This window comes from Streptomyces sp. NPDC046900, from assembly GCF_040644975.1.
In the GTDB taxonomy this organism is placed as follows: Bacteria; Actinomycetota; Actinomycetes; order Streptomycetales; family Streptomycetaceae; genus Streptomyces.
Map to the genome: position 1 here is coordinate 1 of NZ_JBEYXD010000135.1, position 14,304 is coordinate 14,304.

Here is a 14,304-nt window from a genome sequence, read left to right on the forward strand (position 1 = left end):
ACGTCGCAGGAGTTGCCCGGGGTGCCGGAGGGGACGGCCGGCTTGTCGTAGGAGTACGACACGGCGATCTTCTGCACGCCCTTGGGGACCTCGACGGGGAGGTAGACGAAGTCCGCGACCCCGGTCTCCAGGAACCCGGTGATGACGCGGGTCTCGTCGCCGCTGGTCGGGGCAGTGCCGCCGGAGGTGCCATCGGCCGCGTGCGCGAAGGAGACCGGGGCGAGGGTCAGCGCGGCGGCACCGGCCATCCCCGCGGTGAGCAGCCGTCGCCGCCCCATTCCGGCACCCGCGTCGTCGGCACCCGCGGCGTCGGGTTCGAAGGGTTCCGCGTTGTGCTCGCAGTGTCCGTCAAGGCACATGTTGTCCTCAGCAAGGTCGGTGAAGGGTGCACGATGAATGCGCTGGAAGCGTTCAGACCCTGATCCGGCTTGGTGGACGGCGGATGATCTCGGAATGACCGGTCTGCGGCTCCCGGGCATCGACCTGCGGCAGTTGTCCGGGTCACGCAGCGAACGCGCTGGTCACAATCGTTCGTCGAGAGGCGCCGCGTTGCCCGCGTGCCGCTCGCGGTGGTCGCCCTCCGAGAGAAACCTCTGCGCGTCTACGCGTAGGGCACGATCTGCGTCAACTCATCGTAGACGCTGAGGACTTGTGCCACCGTCTCGTCCTCGGTCGGCCAGCCGGCGGCCTGCCGGGTGCCCTGCTCCTTCAGCAGCTCGCGCCGCGCCGGATCGCCGAGGACCCGTACGACGGCGGTGGCGAGCGCCCCCACGTTCCCGTACGGCACGAGTTCGGCCGCGTCGCCGACCAGTTCGCGGATGCCGCCGACGTCCGTGGCGACCAGCGGCACCCGGGCGTGCAGGGCCTCCTGGGCGAGAACGGACCGGGACTCCCAACTGCTCGTCAGCAGCGCGAGGTCGGCGGCGGCCAGCAGTTCCCCGGCGTCCTCACGCCGGCCGAGCAGCCGCACCGGCAGTCCCTCGCTGTCGATGCGGCGCTGGAGCACACCGCGCAGCGGCCCCTCCCCGGCGATGACGACCAGGGGCACCGGGTCGAGCCGGAGCCAGCCGCGCGAGGCGTCGAGCAGCATGTCGTACCCGCGGTGCCGGTCCAGGGACCCGACGGCCATGAGCAACGGGCGGTCCGTGGCGCCGAGTTCGGCGCGGATCTTGGGGTGCGGCCGGTCGGGGTCGTCGTACTCGACGGGTTTGCGGGGTGCGGGCAGAGCGACCGCGGCGAGCCGTGCGTCCCGCGCGCCGCGGCGGCGGGCCCGGTCGACGAGGTCGGAGGAAGTTCCGAGGACGAGGGAGGCGGCTCTGGCCACGCGCCGTTCGAGAAGGCGCTGGAGGTGAGCGCGCGCGCCCTCGACGTGCGCCTGCGTGTGCCAGGTGACGACCAGCGGGATGCGCCGCCCGCTCAGCGCGAGCGCGGCGCGCAGACCCGCGTGCAGCCCGTGCGCGTGCACCAGGTCGGCGTCCGCACAGGCGATACGGAGCGCGGCGAGGGCGCTGGGGTCCGTGCTGCGGGGGACGGGGATGTGCCGGCCGCCCACGCCGGTGAAGTCATAGGTGCGTTCGGCCTCGACGGGAGCGCACACGCTCACGCGCACGCCCCGTGCGACCAGACCCGAGGTCAGCATGCGCACATGCGCGCTGCTGCCCGCGCTGCCTCCGCCGAGCACCTGCACGGTGCGCAGCGGCGACCGGCCGTGCGGTGAGTGGCTGCTCGCAAGGCTCACGTGGCCGGGGCTCCTGGTTCGGCATCGGACGGTCACGAAGAAACGTACAGAAGGATCGCGCGGTGGGGGTGGACCGCGCGAGGTGCTCCGCGGATGACCCAAGCATGCCAGGGCGCGGGCGTCCTGGGGCACCGGCGGGTGCGTGCGACGACCGCGGGCCGGTCCGCGGGACACCGGTGTGGTCACTCACATGGGTGAGGGAGTCGGGCGCCGGCGTCGCTCACGGCAGGGCTTGCCAGGGGCTCCGACGCGCCACGACCTCGCCGCCTCGCTCACCTTCTCCCCGTACACGGCGGCGGCCACCAGGGCCGCCGCGTGGACGACGAGTCCGGCCCGGCCTTTTCCGCTCCCGGCTCCTCCGCCGCTCCCGGTCGCCCCCGGGCGCGGCGACCCCCAAGCGGCGGCGACGGCGGTGCCGAGCGCCGCCCCGAGGGCGTGCGCGCCCGTGTCACCGATCATCGCGCGTGCGCCGAGATCCTCGGGGAGGACGGCGGCCGCGGCGCCGGTCGCGGTGGCGGCCAGTTCCCCGGCCGGGCCGTCGCACAGCAGCCCCGGAGCGCCGAGCGCGAGGACGGCACCGGCGGCACGCCCGGGGCGTACGTCCATGAGGTTCACGAAGTGCGCGGCGCCCGCGATCACCACACCCGCGAGCACCTTGTCCACGGGCCGCTCCTTGAGCGCTGCTCCGGCGGCCAGCGCGGCGGCGGAGATACCGAACAGTTTCACGGCACCGCTGGTGATCTCGCCTTCCCGGAGAGCCGAGAGGTGGGCCCGGAATCCGCGTCGCGGGTCGCCGGCACCGGCCACGTCGTCGTAGGCACCGCACGCTCCGGCGGCGAGCACCGCCGCCCCGGCCGCGGGGTGAACGCGCCACGCACCGAACGCTGCCGCAGCGGCCAGCGCGGGGCCCGGGTACAGCCCGACGGTCCGGCCCGCGTGGTTCGTGCGCTCCCAGCGGTGGCGCCCGCCCGGAGCCCTTGTGCGCAGGACGGCGGTCGCGGCGCGGGTGACGGCCGCGGTGAGTCCGAACGAGACGATCCTGGGAATGCGCGTGATCATCCCTTCACCTTACGAGAGCCGTCCGGTGCGGGCGGCCGCTACCCGTCGGCCCGCGCCGTCGCCAGCAGTTCCTCGGCATGCGCCCGGGCCGTCTCCGAGTCCTCCTGGCCGGCCAGCATCCGCGACAGTTCGCGGATACGTTCCTCGCCCTGCAGAACCTTCACGCCCGAGCGGGTCACCGATCCGTCGTTCGTCTTCTCCACCAGCAGCTGCCGGTCCGCGAAGGCCGCCACCTGCGGCAGGTGGGTGACGACCACGACCTGCGCGCTCTTCGCGAGCCGGGCCAGGCGCCGCCCGATCTCGACGGCCGCCTTTCCGCCGACGCCCGCGTCGACCTCGTCGAAGAGGTACGTGGGCACGGGGTCCGTCCCCGCGAAGACGACCTCCACGGCGAGCATCACGCGAGACAGCTCGCCGCCGGAGGCGCCCTTGGCGATGGGCCGCGGCGGCGCGCCGGGGTGGGGTGCGAGCAGCAGCTCGACCTCGTCGACGCCCGACGGCCCGTAGGCGACGGTACGCCCGCCGACCTCGACGCCGTCCGGGTCGTCCGTCTGCCGGAGCTCGAACGAGACGCGGGCGTGCGGCATGGCGAGCGAGGCCAGCTCCGCGGTGACGGCGGCGGCGAACCGCTCGGCGGCCTCCGTCCGCGCGTCGGTCAGCGCCTGGGCGAGCGCGCCCAGCTCGGTGCGCAGCCCGTCCCGCTCGGCAGTGAGCTCCTCGATCCGCTCGTCGTCGCCGTCGAGTTCGGTCAGCCGTGCGGCGCTCTGCTCGGCCCAGGCGAGGACGGCGCCCACGTCCTCGCCGTACTTCCGGGTCAGTGCGTTCAGCGCGGCCCGCCGTTCCTCGACGGCGGCCAGCCGCAGCGGATCCGCGTCCAGGTCGTCGGCGTACCCGGCCAGCTCACCGGCCACATCACCGAGCAGGATCCCGATCTCCCCGATCCGTTCGGCGAGCCCCGCCAGCGCCGGGTCGTGCGACCGCACCGCTTCCAGGGCCCGGTGCGCACCGGCCACCAGGGTGGAGGCGTCGACGCCCTCGGGGTCCTCCGGATTGCCCGCCAGCGCGGCGTGCGCGACCGTCGCCGCGGAGGCGAGCGCCTCCGCGTGCCCGAGCCGCTCCGCCTCCTCGGCCAGCTCCACGTCCTCGCCGGCCCGGGGCTCCACGGCCGCGATCTCCTCGAGCCCGAAGCGCAGCATGTCGGCTTCCTGGGCCCGCTCACGGGCGCGGGTGGTGATCTCCTCCAGTTCGGTGGAGACGGCCCGCAGCCGCCGGTAGGCCTCGCCGTACTTGGTGAGCGGCACCGCGACCGCGTCACCGGCGTACCGGTCGAGTGCCTGCCGCTGCCGCGAGAGTTTCAGCAGTCCCTGCTGGTCGGTCTGCCCGTGGACGGCGACCAGTTCGTCGGCCAGCTCCGCGAGCACGCCGACGGGCACGGAACGTCCGCCCAGGTGCGCACGGGAGCGGCCCTCGGCGGAAACGGTACGGCTGATCAGCAGCGCCCCGTCGTCCAGCTCGGCCCCGGCCTCCTCGGCGCGTACGGCCGCGGTGGCGCCCTCGGGCACGGTGATCCGCCCCTCCACGACCGCGTTCTTGGCCCCGATCCGTACGAGCGCCGGGTCGGCGCGTCCGCCGAGCAGCAGGGCCAGGCTGGTGACGACCATGGTCTTGCCCGCACCCGTCTCACCGGTCACGGCGGTGAAGCCGGGTGACAGCTCGACGACCGCGTCGTCGATGACTCCGAGCGACCGTATCCGCATCTCCTCCAACACGGAGAAGACCTTACGAGGTCGGCCGGGGGATGTGCGACGGCCCCCGGCCCGCTCACGCGAAGGCGCAGGTGGCGGAACGGCACCGAGCGGCGCATATCACCCCCGCGAGGTACCGCGCCCCCGGCGGCCCCTAGTGCGGCGCCCCCCGCCACCCGGACACGGGCAGCGCGAACTTGGCCACCAGCCGGTCCGTGAAGGAGGCGTGGTGCAGCCGGGCCAGCCGCACCGGAACCGCTCCCCGCCGCACCTCGACCCGTGCCCCCTCGGGCAGCTCCACCGTCCGGCGCCCGTCGCACCACAGCACCCCGTGCGGGGTGTCCGGCTGCACCTCCACGGCGAGCACGGAGTTCGGCGAGGTCACCAGCGGCTTGGCGAACAGCGCGTGCGCACTGATCGGCACCATCAGCAGCGCCTCCACCTCCGGCCACACCACGGGCCCGCCTGCGGAGAAGGCGTAGGCGGTCGACCCGGTGGGCGTGGCGCAGACGATGCCGTCGCAGCCGAACCCGGTCACCGGCCGCCCGTCGATCTCCAGGACGACCTCCAGAAGTTTCTCGGCGGAGACCTTCTGCACGGCCGCCTCGTTCAGCGCCCAGTCGGTGTGCACGATGTCGCCGTTCTTGTGCACGACGACGTCGACGGTCATGCGCTCCTCGACCTCGTACGCCTTCATCACGACCCGGTCGACGACCCGGTCGAGGTCGTCGCGCTCGGCCTCGGCGAGGAAGCCGACCCGGCCGAGGTTGACGCCGAGCATCGGCACCCCGGAGGCGCGGGCGAACTCCGCACCGCGCAGGAGCGTGCCGTCACCGCCGAGCACGATGAGCAGCTCGCAGCCGTCCAGGCACTGGGGAGTCGCCTCCTTGACGAGCTCCACCTCGTCCGACAGAGGCAGGTCCTCCGCCTCGGCCTCCAGGACGCGCACGCCGATGCCGCACCTGAGCAGCCCCTTGACCACGAGCTCGGCACTGCGGATGGCCGCGGGCCGCCCGGTGTGGGCGAGAAGGAAGACAGTACGACCTGGGATCTGTGTCAACGCGGCCCCTCCGCCACTGCACGGTCAACGTCGGCCGGATCCAGTGCGGGTGCTCCGGCTCGCAGCCACAGAAAGTACTCGACGTTGCCCGAGGGTCCGGGCAACGGGCTGGCCGTCACACCCTTGACGCCGAGTCCCAGCTCCGCGGCACGCTCGGCCACCCCGCGCACGGCCTCCGCACGCAGGTGCGGGCTGCGGACGACGCCTCCGCTGCCCAGCCGTTCCTTGCCCACCTCGAACTGGGGCTTGACCATCATCACCAGGTCGGCGTCCGGCTTCGCGCACCGCACCAGGGCGGGCAGCACCAGTCCGAGCGGGATGAAGGACAGATCTCCCACAACAAGATCCACAGGCTCCCCATCGATCGCTTCGAGCGTCAACTCGCGTACGTTCGTACGGTCCTTGACGGTGACGCGTTCATCGCTCTGCAGAGTCCAGGCCAGTTGTCCGTATCCGACGTCCACTGCGACGACATGGGCGGCGCCCGCGCGCAGCAGGACGTCGGTGAAGCCACCGGTGGACGCACCTGCGTCGAGCGCGCGCCGCCCCCCGACCTTCAGGCCCTGCGGTACGAAGACCTCCAGGGCGCCCGCGAGCTTGTGGCCGCCCCGGGACACGTAGTCGGGGTCGCTGCCGTCCTGTGCGACGACGATGGCCGCCGCGGTCTCCACTTGGGTGGCGGACTTGGTGGCGACGGTCTTGCCGACGGTGACCCGGCCCGCGGCGATCAGCTGGCCGGCGTGCTCGCGCGAACGCGCGAGCTTCCGGCGGACCAGCTCCGCGTCCAGACGGCGGCGTGCGACTCCTGCCACGTTCGGTTCAGCTCCTGTGTCCGTACGGCGACGGGGGCGCCGGAGGTCCCGGGCGGGCGTCGAGCGCGGTGAGCGCGTCGCGCAGCCCCCTGTGTACATCCTCGTACACCTCCACATGGCCGTCCGTGGCGAGGTGGTCGGCGTCCGCCAGCCGTTCCAGCTGTGCGTCGACGTCGGCGTCGCCGGTGGGGGTCCGGGGCACGTTCAGCGGGGCGGGCGCGGCCGGGTCGTTCTCCGGTTCGAAGGCGGTGCCGTCCGGGGCGTCCGGATCCGGTACCGCCGCCTCCGTCGGGACCTCGGCCTCGGGCACTGAGTCGCTCATGCCCCGACGCTACCTCGAAGCGCTGAGGTACCGTCGCTGACAATGGTGACCATTGAGGAGTGCCGCAGCGCACTCGACAAGCTCTCCGACAACCTGGCGGGCGCCGACGGCGACGTCCGGGCGGCCGCCGGCATGGACCGCTCGCTCAGCTGCCGGATCACCGACCTGGACATCAGCTTCCTCGGCCGCCTCAGGGACGGCCGGATCGAGGTGCTCGACACGATCCAGGGACCGCCGCCCGAGAAGGCCCAGATCCGGCTGACGATGACCGGCGACGACCTGGTGGCGATGGTCGACGGCGAGCTGAACTTCGCCAAGGCCTGGGGCTCGGGCCGGGTGAAGCTGGAGGCGGCCCTGCTCGACGTGTTCCGCCTCAGAAAGCTTCTGTAGGCCCCCGGCGCCCGAGGCCCCCCACTCCCGCGCCAGACGCCTCAGGAGGCCTTCTCGGCCGTCGTACGGGCGCGTGCCTTGCGAGCCGCCGGCACCACCAGCGGCGTCCCGGTCTCCGGATCGTCGATGACCTGACAGCGCAGCCCGAAGACCTCCTCCACCAGCCCGGCCGTGACGATGTCGTTCGGAGCGCCCTCGGCGATCACCTTGCCGGCGCGCAGGGCGATCAGATGGGTGGCGTACCGGGCGGCGTGGTTGAGGTCGTGAAGCACCGCGACGAGCGTGCGCCCCTGCTCCTCGTGCAGCTGCGCGCACAGGTCGAGCACGTCTATCTGATGCTGGATGTCGAGATACGTGGTCGGCTCGTCGAGCAGCAGCAGCGGTGTCTGCTGGGCGAGCGCCATGGCGATCCACACCCGCTGCCGCTGGCCGCCGGAGAGCTCGTCGACATAGCGGTCGGCGAGCTCCGCGACGCCGGTCTGCGCCATCGACTCCTGGACGACCCGCTCGTCCTCGCCGGACCACTGGCGCAGGAGTCCCTGGTGCGGATAGCGGCCGCGGCCCACGAGGTCGCCGACGGTGATCCCGTCGGGCGCGATCGAGGACTGCGGCAGCAGCCCCAGGGTCCGCGCCACCTTCTTCGCCGGCAGTGACTGGATGGCCTGCCCGTCGAGCAGCACCCGCCCCTGGGACGGCTTGAGCATCCTGGACAGGGCGCGCAGCAGCGTGGACTTGCCGCAGGCGTTCGGGCCGACGATCACCGTGAAGGAGTTGTCGGGGATCTCCACGGACAACTGCTCGGCGATCACGCGCTGGTCGTAGGCAAGGGTGACGTTGTCCGCGGAGAGGCGGTTCACAGTGCTCCTCATGACGTTCGTGTCGGGTCCGCCGGCGGCGCTCATATGCGGCCCGCCCGTCGCTCGCTGACCAGCAGCCACAGCAGGTAGACGCCGCCGAGCACTCCGGTGACCACGCCGACCGGCAGCTGGTCCGCGCCGAAGACCCGTTGGGAGGCCCAGTCGGCCGCGACGAGCAGGGTGGCGCCCATGGTCATGGAGGGCAGCAGGTTCGGGCCGGGCGAGTGAGTGAGCCGGCGCGCGAGCTGCGGTGCGGTGAGCGCCACGAACCCGACCGGGCCCGCGGCGGCGGTGGCGCCGGCGGTGAGCAGCACGGCGGAGACCATCAGCAGCAGCCGTACGCGTTCGACGCGCACCCCGAGGGCGTACGAGACGTCGTCGCCCATCTCCATCATCCGCAGGCCCCGGGCGTTGCCGAGGACCAGGGGGACGAGGACGGCGCACATCAGGAGCAGCGGCCACACCTGGTCCCAGTCGCGGCCGTTGAGAGAGCCGGTCATCCAGACGATCGCGCGGGTCGCGTCGACGATGTCGGCCTTGGTGAGCAGATAGCCGTTGACCGCCGTGACGACGGCCGACACGCCGATGCCGACCAGGACCAGCCGATAGCCGTGCACGCCTTGCTTCCAGGCCAGCAGATAAATGGCGAGCCCGGTCACCAGGCCGCCGACGAGGGCGCCCACGGTGACCTGTGTGGCGCTCCCGGAGAACAGCACGATCATCACGAGTGCCCCGGCCGTCGAGCCCTGCCCGAGACCCAGCACGTCCGGGCTGCCCAGCGGGTTGCGCGTGACGGACTGAAAGAGCGCACCGCCGAGACCGAGCGAGGCCCCGACCAGCAGCCCGACGAGCACGCGCGGCAGACGCAGTTCGGTGACGATGAACTCCTGCCCCGGGTTGCCGTCGCCGACCAGCGCCCTGAGGACGTCCCCCGCCGGGATCGAGTAGTCGCCCGTCCCGATCAGTACGACGCTCGCGGTGAGCGCGGCGACCAGGAGCAGCACGACGACGGTGAACGCCCGGACGTCCAGGCGCACGGAGAGTCCGCCGGGGGTGCGGAACGTACGGGTGGTCTTCACAGCTGCGCCGTCCTCCTGCGCCGTACGAGGAAGACGAAGACCGGGCCGCCGATGACCGCGGTCACGATGCCCACCTGGAGTTCGGCGGGCCGGGCGACGACCCGGCCGAGGACGTCGGCGCCCAGCAGCAGCACGGGCGACAGGACGGCCGCGTACGGCAGGATCCAGCGCAGGTCGGGACCCGTGAACGACCGCACGGCGTGCGGCACCATCAGCCCGACGAACGCGATCGGCCCGCAGGCAGCGGTGGCCGCCCCGCACAGCACGGTGGCGGCGGCCATGGACAGGGCGCGGGTGCGGTCGAGGTCGGCGCCCAGGGCGCGGGCGGTGTCGTCACCCATCGCCACGGCGTTCAACGGCCTGGCCACGGCCAACGCGACGACGGTCCCGGCCAGCAGGAACGGCAGGACCTGGGTGATGGTCGAGTCGGTGGCCGACGCCAGTGAGCCGACGGTCCAGAAGCGCATCTTGCCGAGCGCCGCGTCGTCCGTGATCATCACGGCCTGGAGGTAGCCGTAGAGCGCCGCGCTGATCGCGGTGCCGGCGAGCGCGAGCCTGACGGGCGTGGCGCCCCGGCTGCCGCCGAGGAACCACACCAGGGCCCCGATGGCGGCCGCGCCGAGGAAGGCGAACCAGACGTAGCCGCTCAGGCTCGTGACACCGAAATACGTGATCGCGGTGACGACCGCCGCCGACGCGCCCGCGTTGATACCGAGCAGGCCGGGGTCGGCCAGCGGATTGCGGGTGAGCGCCTGGAGGACGGCACCGGACAGGCCGAGGGCGGCGCCGGCGAGCAGCCCGAGGGCCGTGCGGGCGAGGCGGTCGCCCACCACGACGTCGGCATACGTCCCCGAGTCGTGGAACAGGCCGTGCCAGACCTGGGCCGGTGACAGCCCCTTCGCACCGATCGCGATGCTCGCCAGCGCGACGAGCGCCAGGGTCAGGAGGGAGACGAGGAGCCCAAGAGCCCGTGTCACCCTCCGAGTCGGGGACGCGGAGGCGAGCTCCGCGCGTGATTCGGGAGGACTGTCGACCAACACGAGGTTAGGTTAGCCTACCCTCGCTATGGGCTCGACGGGGTGGCCGTCCTCCCCCTCACAGACCGAGTCGCGCCAGCGCCTTCCCGCCGTCCAGCTCGCACGGACTCGTACCGGCCGCCGTCCAGGCCGCCGCGCACAACGCCCGCAGCCCGTCCAGGGTCCCGCCCTCGCCCTCCAGCTCGAGCCGCTCCTTGCCCGCCGTCGCCGTCCAGCCGCCGCAGCGGAAGCCGTCACCCGACGCGACGACGTCCGGCTGACCGGTGAGCAGGCCCCTCAGGTCCTCATCCACATAGGTCGGCCGGTGCTGCGGCAGGGCGGCGAGCAACCGGGTCCCGTCCGTCACTCCCGTCAGCACCAGCAGGGAGTCGACCCCGCCGTTGAACGCGCCCTCGATGTCCGTGTCCAGCCGGTCCCCGACCACCAGCGGCCGCCGCGCGCCCGTCCGCAGAATCGTCTCCCGGTGCATCGGCGGCAGCGGCTTGCCCGCCACCTGCGGTTCGGCACCCGTCGCGATCCGTACGACCTCCACGGCCGCCCCGTTGCCCGGCGCGATCCCCCGGGCGCTCGGGATCGTCAGATCCGTGTTGGACGCGAACCACGGCACACCGCGCGCGACGGCATAGCAGGCCTCCGCGAAACGCCCCCACTGGAGCTCCGGACCGCCGTATCCCTGCACCACGGCCACCGGGTCGGCCTCGGCCGACTCCACGGGTGTGAGCCCCCGCTCCCGCAGGGCGACGCGCAGTCCCTCGCCACCGACGACCAGCACGCGGGACCCGGCGGGCACCTGCTCACTGATCAGCCGGGCGACCGCCTGCGCCGAGGTGATGACGTCGGACGCCTGCGCCGGTATCCCCAACTCCGTGAGGTGTGCGGCCACCGCGTCCGGTGTGCGCAGCGCGTTGTTCGTGACGTACGCCAGATGCATTCCGCCCGAACGGGCGGTACCGAGGGACTCCACGGCGTGCGGAATCGCGTTCCCGCCGGCGTACACCACCCCGTCCAGGTCCAGCAGAGCGGTGTCGTACGCCTCGTTCAGGGGCTGCGCACTGCCCTCCGGCTGTGTCCTGACGGTCCGGCTCATTACGCATCGCTCCTCGCTCGCTCGTTTCCCCCGATCATCCCGCACGACGCCCGCACACTTACGATGCATCAATGAACACTGCAGGTCCCTGGGACGTACCGGCGCACACGGGCCTTGAACTGAGCCCTTTCCGGGGCCTGCGCTATGACCCCGACCGCGTCGGCAGCCTCGCCGCGGTCACCTCCCCGCCGTATGACGTCGTCGTACGCCCGGACGGGCTGCTCCACCTCGAATCGGCCGATCCGCACAACATCGTCCGGCTGATCCTCCCCCAGGCTTCCACCCCCGCCGCACGCAACAAGCAGGCGGCGGAGACCATGCGCCGCTGGGTCACCGAGGGGATCCTGACCGCCGACGCCGAGCCGGGACTCTACGTCTACGAACAGCGAGGCGGCGGTGTGCTGCAACGCGGCATCATCGGCGCCCTGCGCGTGTCCCATCCGTCGGACGGTGTGGTCCTGCCCCACGAGGACGTGATGCCGCATGTGATCGCCGACCGCGCGGCCCTGATGCGCGCGACCTCCGCCAACCTCGAACCGCTGCTGCTGACCTACCGCGGCAAGGGCTCTGAAACCGGTGCGGCGGCCGTCATCGAGAGCACCGCCGAGGGCCCGCCTCTGTTGTGCACCACCACCGAGGACGGTTTCAGCCACTGCCTCTGGGCGGTGACGGATCCAGTCGACCTCGCCGAGATCCAGATGGACCTGGCCCACCACCAGGCCCTGATCGCCGACGGGCACCACCGCTGGGCGACGTATCTGCGTCTACGCGCGGAGCACACCTCCCCCAGCCCCTGGGACTACGGTCTGGTCCTCCTCGTGGACACCGCCCGCTATCCCCTCCGGGTCCGCGCGATCCACCGCCTGCTGCACCGCCTTCCGGTCGCCGAGGCGCTGTCCGCCCTCACGGGCCTGTTCCGCGTACGCGACCTGCACGTCTCACTGCCCGAGGCCATGGCGGCGCTGGCCGACGCGTCCTGCGCCGGCAACGCGTTCCTGCTGGCGGGCGACGGCGCCTTCCACCTGGTCGACCGGCCCTCCCCGGACGTCCTGGCGCGCACGGTCCGGGCGGACCGCCCGGAGGCCTGGCGCACCCTGGACGCGACGGTCCTGCACGCGACGCTGCTCGAGAACATCTGGCGCATTCCCGAGGACTCGCCCGATCACATCGCCTACATCCACGACACCGCCGCCACGGTCGAGAAGGCCGAGCGGGACGGCGGGACGGCCGTGCTGATGCACCCGGTCCGCGAGGAGGTCGTACGCGAACTGGCCAGGCAGGGCGTGACGATGCCGCGCAAGTCGACGTCGTTCGGTCCCAAGCCGGCCTCGGGACTGGTGCTCCGGGCCCTGGCGCCACCCGAGGCGGTCTGAAAGCCGCTCCCTGCGTGACGACGGGGCGGGGATCCGCTGAGGATCCCCGCCCCGTCAACCAGTCGGGTCAGCGCTCGTCGTCGTCTTCGGAATCGCCCTTCTCGCTCTCCTCGTCCTGCCCGGCAGCCGCGTCCGAGGGCAGCGGGTCGCCTTCGCTCTCGCCGTCCGACTCATCGTCGAGCGCGTCGAGGAACTCCACGCCGTCCAGTTCGGCGAGCCGGTCGGAGGCATCCGTGCTGCCGTCCTTGTCCGCCTCGACGGCCTTGGCGAACCAGTCGCGGGCCTCGCTCTCGCGCCCGGCCGCGAGGAGCGCGTCGGCGTACGCGTAGCGCAACCGCGCCGTCCACGGCTGTACGGCGTTGGAGGCCAGCTCCGGGCTCTGCAGCGTCACGATGGCCGCGTCGAGCTGCCCCATGTCCCGGCGCGCACCGGCCGCGACGAGCCGCATCTCGACCTGACCCGCCTTGTCGAGCTTGTGCACCTCCGGGGCACCTGCCATGTCGAGCGCCTTCTCGGGCCGCCCGAGACCGCGCTCGCAGTCGGCCATGACCGGCCACAGGTCGGTGTTCCCGGTCATGCGCCGGGCGGCCCGGAACTCGCCGAGTGCCTCCCCGTACTTCTGGTTGGCGTACGCGGCGAAGCCGGCCGCCTCACGCACGGCGGCGACACGGGACGCGAGACGCAGCGCCACCTTGGAGTACGCGTACGCGCCCTCCGGGTCCTCGTCGATGAGCCTGGCGACCATCACCAGGTTCTTGGCGACGTCCTCGGCGAGCGTCTTGGGCAGGCTCTGCAGCTCCTGCCGTACGTCCTTGTCGATCTCCTCGCCGGTGACGTCCTCGGGGATCGGCAGCCGCTTGATGGGCTCGCGGTCGCGGTCGCGGTCCCGCTCCTCACGGAACCGAGGACCCGCACCGCGACGGTCGTCACCACGACGGTCGTCGCGACCACGGAAGCCACCGGGGCGGGCGCCGCGGTCATCACGACGCGGACCGCGCGCACCGGCACCGCGGTCGCCACGGTCGTCGCGACCACGGAAGCCACCGCGCTCACCGCCGCGGTCGTCACGACGGCCGTACCCGGCACGGTCTCCATAGCCGCCACGGTCTCCGTGACCGGCGCGGTCTCCGTAGCCGCCGCGGTCGTCGCGCCGACCGTAGCCCGTGCGCTCGCCGTCCCTACGGTCGTCACGACGGTCGTCGCGCCGGAAGCCGCCGCGGTCGTCCCCACGACGATCGTCTCCACGGCGGTCGTCGCGACGGTCATCACGGCGGAAGCCACCGCGGTCGTCGCCATGACGGTCGTCTCCACGGCGGTCGTCGCGCCGACCAAAGCCGCCGCGCTGGTCGTCCCGGCGGAAACCGCGGTCACGGTCGTCACGGCGCTCACCACGGTCGTCGTCACGTCGGCCGTAACCAGTGCGGGTGTCGTCGCGCCGGCCGTAGCCACCCCGGTCGTCGTCACGGCGGCCGTACCCACCGCGGTCGTCGTCGCGCCGGTGGGCGGGGCGGTCACCGTCCCGGCGGAAGTCCCGGTCGCGATCGTCACGGCGCGGGCCCCCCGGACGTTCGTCGCGGCGGAAGGAGGGACGTCCGCCCCGGTCGCCGGAGCCACCACGGTCGTCACGGCGGAAGCCGCCCCGGTCCCCGGAGCCACCACGGTCGTCACGGCGGAAGCCGCCCCGGTCCCCGGAGCCACCACGGTCGTCACGGCGGAAGCCGCCCCGGTCCCCGGAGCCACCACGG

Annotated in this window: 13 protein-coding genes and 2 pseudogenes; 3 read left to right on the top strand and 12 right to left on the bottom strand. The window is 72.9% G+C overall.

What is annotated here, in order from left to right; genetic code table 11:
* The 7 genes and pseudogenes from ABZ904_RS47515 to ABZ904_RS47545 all read right to left on the bottom strand — a co-directional run.
* Nucleotides 1-359, bottom strand: a pseudogene (locus tag ABZ904_RS47515) (hypothetical protein); the annotation flags it as partial.
* Nucleotides 360-601: 242 nt separating this feature from the next.
* On the bottom strand, nt 602-1,738 hold the full coding sequence (locus tag ABZ904_RS47520) for a glycosyltransferase family 4 protein (RefSeq protein WP_361004918.1): 1,137 nt from the start codon (nt 1,736-1,738) through the stop codon (nt 602-604).
* 186 nt (nt 1,739-1,924) lie between these two features.
* Nucleotides 1,925-2,797: a hypothetical protein gene (locus ABZ904_RS47525; protein ID WP_359391637.1), complete on the bottom strand. Its 873-nt coding sequence runs from the start codon at nt 2,795-2,797 to the stop codon at nt 1,925-1,927.
* A 38-nt stretch (nt 2,798-2,835) separates the two neighbouring features.
* Nucleotides 2,836-4,554, bottom strand: coding sequence for a DNA repair protein RecN (gene recN, locus ABZ904_RS47530; RefSeq protein WP_359391756.1), 1,719 nt, complete (start codon nt 4,552-4,554; stop codon nt 2,836-2,838).
* Nucleotides 4,555-4,696: 142 nt separating this feature from the next.
* Nucleotides 4,697-5,602: an NAD kinase gene (locus tag ABZ904_RS47535; RefSeq protein ID WP_359391636.1), complete on the bottom strand. Its 906-nt coding sequence runs from the start codon at nt 5,600-5,602 to the stop codon at nt 4,697-4,699.
* The gene (locus ABZ904_RS47540) at nt 5,599-6,414 is read right to left on the bottom strand and encodes a TlyA family RNA methyltransferase (RefSeq protein ID WP_359391635.1); all 816 of its coding nucleotides are present in this window, start codon (nt 6,412-6,414) and stop codon (nt 5,599-5,601) included. The genes ABZ904_RS47535 and ABZ904_RS47540 overlap by 4 nt, the downstream gene beginning before the upstream one ends.
* A gap of 7 nt (nt 6,415-6,421) precedes the next feature.
* Nucleotides 6,422-6,736 (bottom strand): hypothetical protein, encoded by a 315-nt coding sequence (locus ABZ904_RS47545; protein ID WP_359391634.1) that lies wholly within the window; start codon nt 6,734-6,736, stop codon nt 6,422-6,424.
* Between the two features lie 42 nt (nt 6,737-6,778).
* Between ABZ904_RS47545 and ABZ904_RS47550 the strand changes: the two genes are divergently transcribed.
* The gene (locus ABZ904_RS47550) at nt 6,779-7,126 is read left to right on the top strand and encodes an alkyl sulfatase C-terminal domain-containing protein (RefSeq protein ID WP_359391633.1); all 348 of its coding nucleotides are present in this window, start codon (nt 6,779-6,781) and stop codon (nt 7,124-7,126) included.
* Between the two features lie 41 nt (nt 7,127-7,167).
* Here ABZ904_RS47550 and ABZ904_RS47555 read toward each other — a convergent pair whose 3' ends face one another.
* The 4 genes from ABZ904_RS47555 to ABZ904_RS47570 are packed head-to-tail and all read right to left on the bottom strand — an operon-like array spanning nt 7,168 to nt 11,186.
* The gene (locus ABZ904_RS47555; protein WP_359391632.1) at nt 7,168-8,028 is read right to left on the bottom strand and encodes an ABC transporter ATP-binding protein; all 861 of its coding nucleotides are present in this window, start codon (nt 8,026-8,028) and stop codon (nt 7,168-7,170) included.
* The gene (locus tag ABZ904_RS47560) at nt 8,025-9,062 is read right to left on the bottom strand and encodes an iron chelate uptake ABC transporter family permease subunit (protein WP_361004911.1); all 1,038 of its coding nucleotides are present in this window, start codon (nt 9,060-9,062) and stop codon (nt 8,025-8,027) included. Before ABZ904_RS47560 ends, ABZ904_RS47555 begins: the two co-directional genes overlap by 4 nt.
* Entirely contained in the window at nt 9,059-10,102 is a 1,044-nt protein-coding gene (locus ABZ904_RS47565) for an iron chelate uptake ABC transporter family permease subunit (protein WP_361004908.1), read from the bottom strand. Before ABZ904_RS47565 ends, ABZ904_RS47560 begins: the two co-directional genes overlap by 4 nt.
* A gap of 55 nt (nt 10,103-10,157) precedes the next feature.
* Nucleotides 10,158-11,186, bottom strand: a complete 1,029-nt coding sequence (locus ABZ904_RS47570) for an HAD-IIA family hydrolase (RefSeq protein ID WP_359391629.1) — start codon at nt 11,184-11,186, stop codon at nt 10,158-10,160.
* Between the two features lie 71 nt (nt 11,187-11,257).
* On the opposite strand from ABZ904_RS47570, the gene ABZ904_RS47575 reads away from it, so the two are divergent.
* A complete protein-coding gene (locus tag ABZ904_RS47575; RefSeq protein WP_359391628.1) occupies nt 11,258-12,559 on the top strand; it encodes a DUF1015 domain-containing protein in 1,302 nt (433 codons plus the stop codon).
* Nucleotides 12,560-12,626: 67 nt separating this feature from the next.
* Here ABZ904_RS47575 and ABZ904_RS47580 read toward each other — a convergent pair whose 3' ends face one another.
* Nucleotides 12,627-13,412, bottom strand: a complete 786-nt coding sequence (locus tag ABZ904_RS47580) for a hypothetical protein (protein ID WP_359391755.1) — start codon at nt 13,410-13,412, stop codon at nt 12,627-12,629.
* 258 nt (nt 13,413-13,670) lie between these two features.
* On the opposite strand from ABZ904_RS47580, the pseudogene ABZ904_RS47585 reads away from it, so the two are divergent.
* A pseudogene (locus ABZ904_RS47585) lies at nt 13,671-14,304 on the top strand (hypothetical protein); the annotation flags it as partial.

What these genes read in the sequence shown, in the direction of transcription:
- ABZ904_RS47525 (WP_359391637.1), bottom strand. Translation starts at nt 2,797, where the DNA reads ATGATCACGCGCATTCCCAGGATCGTCTCGTTCGGACTCACCGCGGCC.
- ABZ904_RS47550 (WP_359391633.1), top strand. Translation starts at nt 6,779, where the DNA reads ATGGTGACCATTGAGGAGTGCCGCAGCGCACTCGACAAGCTCTCCGAC.
- ABZ904_RS47545 (WP_359391634.1), bottom strand. Translation starts at nt 6,736, where the DNA reads ATGAGCGACTCAGTGCCCGAGGCCGAGGTCCCGACGGAGGCGGCGGTA.
- ABZ904_RS47570 (WP_359391629.1), bottom strand. Translation starts at nt 11,186, where the DNA reads ATGAGCCGGACCGTCAGGACACAGCCGGAGGGCAGTGCGCAGCCCCTG.
- recN (WP_359391756.1), bottom strand. Translation starts at nt 4,554, where the DNA reads ATGCGGATACGGTCGCTCGGAGTCATCGACGACGCGGTCGTCGAGCTG.
- ABZ904_RS47575 (WP_359391628.1), top strand. Translation starts at nt 11,258, where the DNA reads ATGAACACTGCAGGTCCCTGGGACGTACCGGCGCACACGGGCCTTGAA.
- ABZ904_RS47555 (WP_359391632.1), bottom strand. Translation starts at nt 8,028, where the DNA reads ATGAGCGCCGCCGGCGGACCCGACACGAACGTCATGAGGAGCACTGTG.